7 protein-coding genes and 2 tRNA genes are annotated in these 6,332 nt (G+C 43.7%); 6 read left to right on the top strand and 3 right to left on the bottom strand.

Annotated features, from left to right (window positions below; all coding sequences use genetic code 11):
• The first annotated feature begins 150 nt into the window (after positions 1 to 150).
• From R7040_RS12545 to R7040_RS12525, 5 genes are all read left to right on the top strand, one after another.
• Positions 151 to 227: transfer RNA gene (locus tag R7040_RS12545), tRNA-Asp, on the top strand.
• A gap of 35 nt (positions 228 to 262) precedes the next feature.
• Positions 263 to 339, top strand: a tRNA-Trp gene (locus R7040_RS12540).
• A 473-nt stretch (positions 340 to 812) separates the two neighbouring features.
• The gene (locus tag R7040_RS12535) at positions 813 to 1,145 is read left to right on the top strand and encodes a DUF1904 domain-containing protein (protein ID WP_064353645.1); all 333 of its coding nucleotides are present in this window, start codon (positions 813 to 815) and stop codon (positions 1,143 to 1,145) included.
• Between the two features lie 12 nt (positions 1,146 to 1,157).
• Positions 1,158 to 1,994, top strand: coding sequence for a penicillin-insensitive murein endopeptidase (gene mepA / locus R7040_RS12530; RefSeq protein ID WP_064353646.1), 837 nt, complete (start codon positions 1,158 to 1,160; stop codon positions 1,992 to 1,994).
• Positions 1,995 to 2,317: 323 nt separating this feature from the next.
• Positions 2,318 to 2,626: a hypothetical protein gene (locus R7040_RS12525; RefSeq protein WP_005381765.1), complete on the top strand. Its 309-nt coding sequence runs from the start codon at positions 2,318 to 2,320 to the stop codon at positions 2,624 to 2,626.
• 42 nt (positions 2,627 to 2,668) lie between these two features.
• On the opposite strand, the gene R7040_RS12520 is transcribed toward R7040_RS12525, so the two are convergent.
• From R7040_RS12520 to rdgC, 3 genes are all read right to left on the bottom strand, one after another.
• Positions 2,669 to 2,923, bottom strand: coding sequence for a YfhL family 4Fe-4S dicluster ferredoxin (locus R7040_RS12520; protein WP_005381763.1), 255 nt, complete (start codon positions 2,921 to 2,923; stop codon positions 2,669 to 2,671).
• 2 nt (positions 2,924 to 2,925) lie between these two features.
• Positions 2,926 to 4,326 (bottom strand): tRNA 5-hydroxyuridine modification protein YegQ, encoded by a 1,401-nt coding sequence (gene yegQ, locus R7040_RS12515; RefSeq protein ID WP_025768851.1) that lies wholly within the window; start codon positions 4,324 to 4,326, stop codon positions 2,926 to 2,928.
• A 165-nt stretch (positions 4,327 to 4,491) separates the two neighbouring features.
• Positions 4,492 to 5,406: a recombination-associated protein RdgC gene (gene rdgC, locus R7040_RS12510; RefSeq protein ID WP_033905787.1), complete on the bottom strand. Its 915-nt coding sequence runs from the start codon at positions 5,404 to 5,406 to the stop codon at positions 4,492 to 4,494.
• 224 nt (positions 5,407 to 5,630) lie between these two features.
• Between rdgC and phoB the strand changes: the two genes are divergently transcribed.
• Positions 5,631 to 6,320 carry a phosphate regulon transcriptional regulator PhoB gene (gene phoB / locus R7040_RS12505; RefSeq protein ID WP_005381752.1) on the top strand — a complete coding sequence of 230 codons (690 nt, stop codon included), beginning with the start codon at positions 5,631 to 5,633 and terminating at the stop codon, positions 6,318 to 6,320.
• The last annotated feature ends 12 nt before the right edge of the window (positions 6,321 to 6,332 follow it).

Here is a 6,332-nt window from a genome sequence, read left to right as displayed (position 1 = left end):
ACTCAGAAGTGAAACGAAATAGCGCCGATGGTAGTGTGGGGCTTCCCCATGTGAGAGTAGGACATCGCCAGGCTTTAGTTTTATTTTCACTTTTTCGAAAAGTGAAGACAAAAGCGGACGCTTGCTTATTAAAGCGAGTGATACCACTGCGGAGTGGTAGTTCAGTTGGTTAGAATACCGGCCTGTCACGCCGGGGGTCGCGGGTTCGAGTCCCGTCCACTCCGCCACTTATTTGAGCGTCGTCTCAATAAACACGAATTACAGGGGTGTAGCTCCAATTGGCAGAGCAGCGGATTCCAAATCCGCGTGTTGGGAGTTCGAATCTCTCCACCCCTGCCATACTCTAAAGCCTCAGCAGTAATGCTGGGGCTTTTTTGCATCTGAAGAAAAGAGAATCTGACTAGTTGGAGAGCTGTCGATTCCTCTGATACCAAAGTATCGGGGGATTGAAAGTTCATATCTCCGGGATATTGGTCCACTTCACCTATCCCCCATGTTCATAACCTCTGGCTTAGGTCAGGGGCTCTTTTATTCCTAACGTATAGTTTCGGCGTCAGGTGTATGTTTATCCAACGAATATGGCATACCTTTGCTTCAGATAGTTTTATTTTCTAGTAATGTAATTACTAAATGTTGATGTATCGCTTTGCTCTTTCTGTTTTACCTTCGAATTTCATAACACTTTTTCTTCGTTATCGAGCACATCTGATTCACAATCTATTGAAAGGTCAGTGGTTACATTGGCTTGGATGATTACTGACTTGGTTCCTGTTATCATCATGCATTAATGCTAATAATTAGGAAGTAAGTTTATGCCACATTTTCGATTCCGTGCTGTAGAGCCACAAGCTGTTCAGGCATTATCAAAACCCCTTACGGATGAACTTCAGCCTCTAATGGACTGTCCGCGTGAGGATTTTACTTTTGAGTATATCTACACTACGTTTTTCAATGAGGGTGAGGTGAGTGCTGCATATCCTTTTGTCGAAGTGCTTTGGTTCGACCGTGGCCAGGTAGTGCAAGATGAAGTTGCCAAGCTTATTACGCAACAAGTGCGCGGTATCGCTGGTGCCGATATTGATGTTGCAGTTATCTTTTCCGCCTTATCTCCTAAAGCTTATTACGATAATGGCGAACACTACTAAAGGTTAAAGGCTATGAGGCTGAGTTTCATTGTAACTTTGGGTTTATGTTTCTCAGCTTCAGTATGTTCTACTCCTTGGGAGTCTGTGGTTAATCCTACCCGAAACTCTTCCTCCTCTATTGGTAGTTATGCTAACGGTTGTTTAGATGGTGCATTACCCTTGCCTCTCGATGGCGTTGGTTATCAAGTCTTACGTAGTAAAACGAAGCGCTACTATGGGCACCCTAAAACGATAGGGTTTATTGAAAATCTGGCGCTTAAAGCTCATCAAAATCTCAACACCACTCTGCTAATTGGTGATTTGTCTTTACCTAGAGGTGGAAGGTTCTCCTCTGGTCATTCTAGTCATCAAACTGGGTTAGATATCGATATCTGGTTAAGACTTGCTGACCAACCGCTTTCTTATAACGAATTACAACTTCCTAAGCCCATGAGTGTGGTGGATTTAAAAGGTTATTCCATACTTAATCATCGCTGGGAAGAACGACACTTTAAACTAATTCGGTACGCTTCAAAAAGTAAGGATGTTGCACGAATTTTTGTACATCCTGTTATTAAGGAGCAACTTTGCTTGCAAGAAAACGGCAAAGATCGTTCTTGGTTACGTAAAGTGCGTCCATGGTGGGGGCATCACTACCACTTTCACGTCAGGTTGTCTTGTCCTGATTCGAGCGACTATTGTGTTGATCAAGCACCACCTCCAGTAGGTGATGGTTGCGGTGCTGAGCTTGCAAGTTGGGCGCCAAAAGCAAAACCTACTGATACCCCTCAACGGGTAAAAACAACCTCTAAGCCCAAACGAAAAAAAGTCGTTCCACCTCAATGCTTGCCGCTTATCAATCCTAATTAGTGTTACTCTTCAGGTTTATCTGTACTTGGTGATCTCTTTTATGAAACTGGAGAAACATCATACTTTTGTCTACATTGAATAGTACCAATACAAAAACTAACCCAATCAGTTTTGGGGACATATTATAGAAATCTAAATTAAACAAAGAGTTGTAGTATGGGTAAGTTGTAACTTCTCTGTTTAGAAAAAGATCTTTCGTCACGATACTCTGGTTTCTTAGCAATATGTCTGTCAGTTGGCTAAAAAGCGATAACAACGCAGACAAGTGTGTAAGGCAGGGATATACCCTTTTCCTGTTAGAAGAGTAAATCAAGGACAAAACCATGACTATGATTTGTGCAAAAGAATTTGCAGAGTGGTTAAGACACAGATTTAGCAGTGATACTAAAGGAGTCTCTTTGACTCGAGAGGATGTGAATCACCTGACTGGGCGTCAACGCCTTGATCCGGGTTTTGTTAATGATGTGCATTATGAGCTGATGCAATATGGAATGGCTTTCGTTACTGATACGAGCCGAGAAAACTTTTATTTAATACCTGTTTCTCAAGCGGAAAATTGGCGTGAGAGACTAGAGTATCATTTTGAAAAAGAGCTGTTCTGCAATATTATCCCTATTGAAAAATCAGGTTGAGAAAAGGTTCAACTTTGATGTCAAAGTTGAACCTAATTGCTCTTATGCTAACCCTTGAATAATCACGAATTTTTCAAGCAACTGCTCTTCAGTTTCGACATGGTTCGGATCAGTGATTATGCATTTTGTAATTGGACACACTGACTGACAGGTCGGCTTTTCGTAATGCCCCTTACACTCTGTACATAGCGCTGGATCAATTTCGAAAATGCTCTCTCCCATACTGATTGCCCCATTGGGGCATTCGGGATCACACATGTCGCAGTTGATGCATTTGTCAGTAATGAGCAAGGCCATGATTACTTACCAGTCGGGTTACGGGTGTCCTGCCCTGAGTTCAAGTTACGCATCAATAGACCGTATTCTAAATCTAGATCTGCTGGTACTGGAATGAAGACGAAGTGACCATTCCCTTTGGCATCCTCAATAGACTCTGACTTACGGTTTTCCATCGCTTCTAGCGTGAAAACAACATTACCTTTTGGCGTCATTAGCTCAAGACTATCACCGACAAGGAATTTGTTTTTCACTTCTACTTCAGCCATATCGCCACGACGTTTACCAGTGAACTCACCGACAAACTGTTGAGCATCAGAAACTGAGTAGCCGTAATCGTAATTCTGGTAGGTGTCGTGAGTATGACGACGTAGGAAGCCTTCGGTATAGCCACGGTGAGCTAGGCTCTCTAGTGTGCCCATTAGGCTTTCATCAAATGGTCGGCCTGCTACAGCATCATCAATCGCTTTACGGTAAACCTGTGCAGTACGAGCACAGTAATAGAATGATTTAGTACGACCTTCGATTTTCAGCGAGTGCACACCCATCTTGGTTAGGCGCTCAACATGCTGTACCGCACGTAGGTCTTTAGAGTTCATGATGTAAGTACCATGCTCGTCTTCGTAAGCTGCCATTTTTTCTTCTGGACGGTGTGCTTCAGAAAGCAGAACGACTTCATCTGTTGGTTTACCGCGACCAATTGTGGTTTCAGGGCGCTCGTCTTGTACTTCGACAGGCTGTGCTTCAGTCGGGTCGAATTTCTCTACGATATCACCAGCGTCGTTTTCTTTACCCTCTTCAACTTTGTATTCCCAGCGGCATGCGTTAGTGCAAGTGCCTTGGTTAGGGTCACGTTTGTTGATATAGCCAGAAAGTAGGCAACGACCTGAGTAAGCCATGCATAATGCACCGTGAACGAATACTTCAAGCTCAGTTTCAGGGCAATGCTCACGAATTTCTTCGATTTCTTCTAGAGATAGCTCGCGAGAAACGATCACACGTTCCACGCCATTCGCTGCCCAGAACTTAACGGTCGCCCAGTTTACAGCGTTCGCTTGTACAGAAAGGTGAATTGGCATTTCTGGGAAAGCTTCACGAACCATCATAATTAGGCCTGGATCTGACATGATCAATGCGTCAGGACCCATCTCTACGATTGGCTTAAGATCACGGATGAAGGTTTTTAGCTTCGAGTTGTGTGGTTGAATGTTACATACCACATAAAGCTTTTTGCCTAGGGCGTGGGCTTCATCGATACCGATTTTTAGGTTCTCGTGGTTAAACTCGTTGTTACGTACGCGAAGGCTGTAGCGAGGTTGGCCAGCGTAAACTGCATCTGCCCCGTAGGCGAATGCGTAACGCATGTTTTTCAGGCTGCCCGCTGGAGATAGTAGCTCAGGCACGAATGCTTTCTCAGTTGTCATTGCTCAATTCTCTTTTATCTGATCACAAGTCAGGCCAATTCCACCTAATGGAAATGGGGCGCAAATTTTACGTCAAAATGTGAACTGTGACTAGGGTAATTGTGCTTCAGATAGAAAAACGCCCTCAAAAAAAGTGAGGGCGTTATGGTTAACCTTTATACAATATTATGCGTTAGGATTCGGTAAGCCGCCTAGCGCATCGTATAGGTTGGGAAGGAAAGCACTGAACTCTCCACACATTAGAGAGAAGTCTGCATCAAATCGAGCTGCTTGATCTTCACGTGGAATATCATCGTTTTGATCTTTCAATTCATCAGAGAATTTTAGACGTTTGATGCCCGCATCTTCCGTCATAATGAACTCAATACGATCTTGCCAATTAAGCGCAAGTTTTGTCACGACTTTATCCGCAGCGATGTGGTTGCGGATTTCATCAGTGGTTAGCTCTTGCTTCTTACAGCGAATCACACCACCTTCTTCAAGTACGGATTTTAGCTCAGCTTCGTCCATCATGCTGATACCTTGAGGTGTGTCACCGCTTTTCACCCACTCGGTTAGCGTAGTTTCAATCGCCACTTCTGGAATAGCAGGAATAACAGGTAAACTACCCATGGTTTTACGAAGCAATGCTAATACATCTTCTGCTTTTTTGTAGCTGCTTGCATCAACAAGGATAAAACCTTCTTTTGGCATGATAAGCACGTGAGTGTGGCTGCTGCGGCTGAATGCGCGCGGCAGTAAATCCATTACGATGTCATCTTTCAGGTTGTCTTTCTCTTTCTTCTTCAGAGGACGACCTTCTTGCGCTTCCATTGCTTCTACTTTTGCATTCAATGATTCTTTGATCACAGAGGCAGGTAGCATTTTCTCTTCTTTCTTGGCGCAAATCAGAATGCGGTTTTCTGACACGTGAGTCATCATATCGCCATGTCTACCCATTGCACTGACCCAGCCAAATTTCTGTTTGTCTTGACTGCCACACGGGGTGAATCGGAATTCAGACAGCTGAGTTTCTAGTTGTTCGGCGTTAAAAGTAACCTCGCGGTTAACGCGGTATACCAGACAGTTTTTAAACCACATAAATCTTCTCTAGGCTTGATGACAAGGGACTAATCATAGGGAATTTTTGTGCTGATGTCTTAATAGAAATGAAAAATATCCGAATGAACCTCAAAAGAAAGTTATATGAAAATTTGTTTTCAAAGGTCACAAAAGTGTCATAATTGGTAGTGATAATGCTTATGCATAGAGAGGCGCTTTGTCTCTTAAATTCATTAGCTCAACGAACATAAGGTTACTCAATTATGTCTAGAAGGATTCTGGTTGTTGAAGACGAAGCTCCTATTCGCGAAATGCTGTGCTTCGTACTTGAGCAGAAAGGTTACCAAGCGGTAGAAGCGGAAGATTACGATACTGCAGTAACCAAACTGGCTGAACCCTTCCCTGATTTAGTTTTACTGGATTGGATGTTACCAGGCGGTAGTGGCATTAACTTCATCAAACATATGAAGCGAGAGGAATTAACGCGCAACATTCCAGTTGTGATGCTTACCGCTCGTGGTGAAGAAGAAGATAAAGTGCGCGGTTTAGAAGTCGGTGCGGATGACTACATTACTAAGCCATTCTCTCCTAAAGAGTTGGTTGCACGCCTAAAAGCGGTGATTCGTCGCGTTACCCCTACTGCACTAGAAGATGTAATTGATGTACAGGGATTGAAGCTTGACCCTGTATCGCACCGTGTTACGGCTAATGATGCGCCATTAGACATGGGCCCTACAGAATTTAAGATGCTTCATTTTTTCATGACGCATCAAGAACGCGTATACAGCCGTGAGCAGCTATTAAACAATGTTTGGGGCACTAACGTGTATGTCGAAGACCGTACGGTTGATGTTCACATTCGCCGCCTGCGTAAAGCATTGGAAGCTGCAGGGCATGATAAGCTGATCCAAACTGTTCGTGGTGCTGGATACCGCTTCTCGACGAAGGCATAAATTAACACGCAG

This window comes from Vibrio sp. 1069, assembly GCF_033340555.1.
Note: the sequence above shows the minus strand (reverse complement) of the source record. Positions and strands in the feature narration are given on the sequence as shown.

Coding starts and splice junctions, on each gene's coding strand:
- phoB (WP_005381752.1), top strand. CDS start 5,631: ATGTCTAGAAGGATTCTGGTTGTTGAAGACGAAGCTCCTATTCGCGAA.
- mepA (WP_064353646.1), top strand. CDS start 1,158: ATGAGGCTGAGTTTCATTGTAACTTTGGGTTTATGTTTCTCAGCTTCA.
- R7040_RS12535 (WP_064353645.1), top strand. CDS start 813: ATGCCACATTTTCGATTCCGTGCTGTAGAGCCACAAGCTGTTCAGGCA.
- R7040_RS12520 (WP_005381763.1), bottom strand. CDS start 2,923: ATGGCCTTGCTCATTACTGACAAATGCATCAACTGCGACATGTGTGAT.
- yegQ (WP_025768851.1), bottom strand. CDS start 4,326: ATGACAACTGAGAAAGCATTCGTGCCTGAGCTACTATCTCCAGCGGGC.
- rdgC (WP_033905787.1), bottom strand. CDS start 5,406: ATGTGGTTTAAAAACTGTCTGGTATACCGCGTTAACCGCGAGGTTACT.
- R7040_RS12525 (WP_005381765.1), top strand. CDS start 2,318: ATGACTATGATTTGTGCAAAAGAATTTGCAGAGTGGTTAAGACACAGA.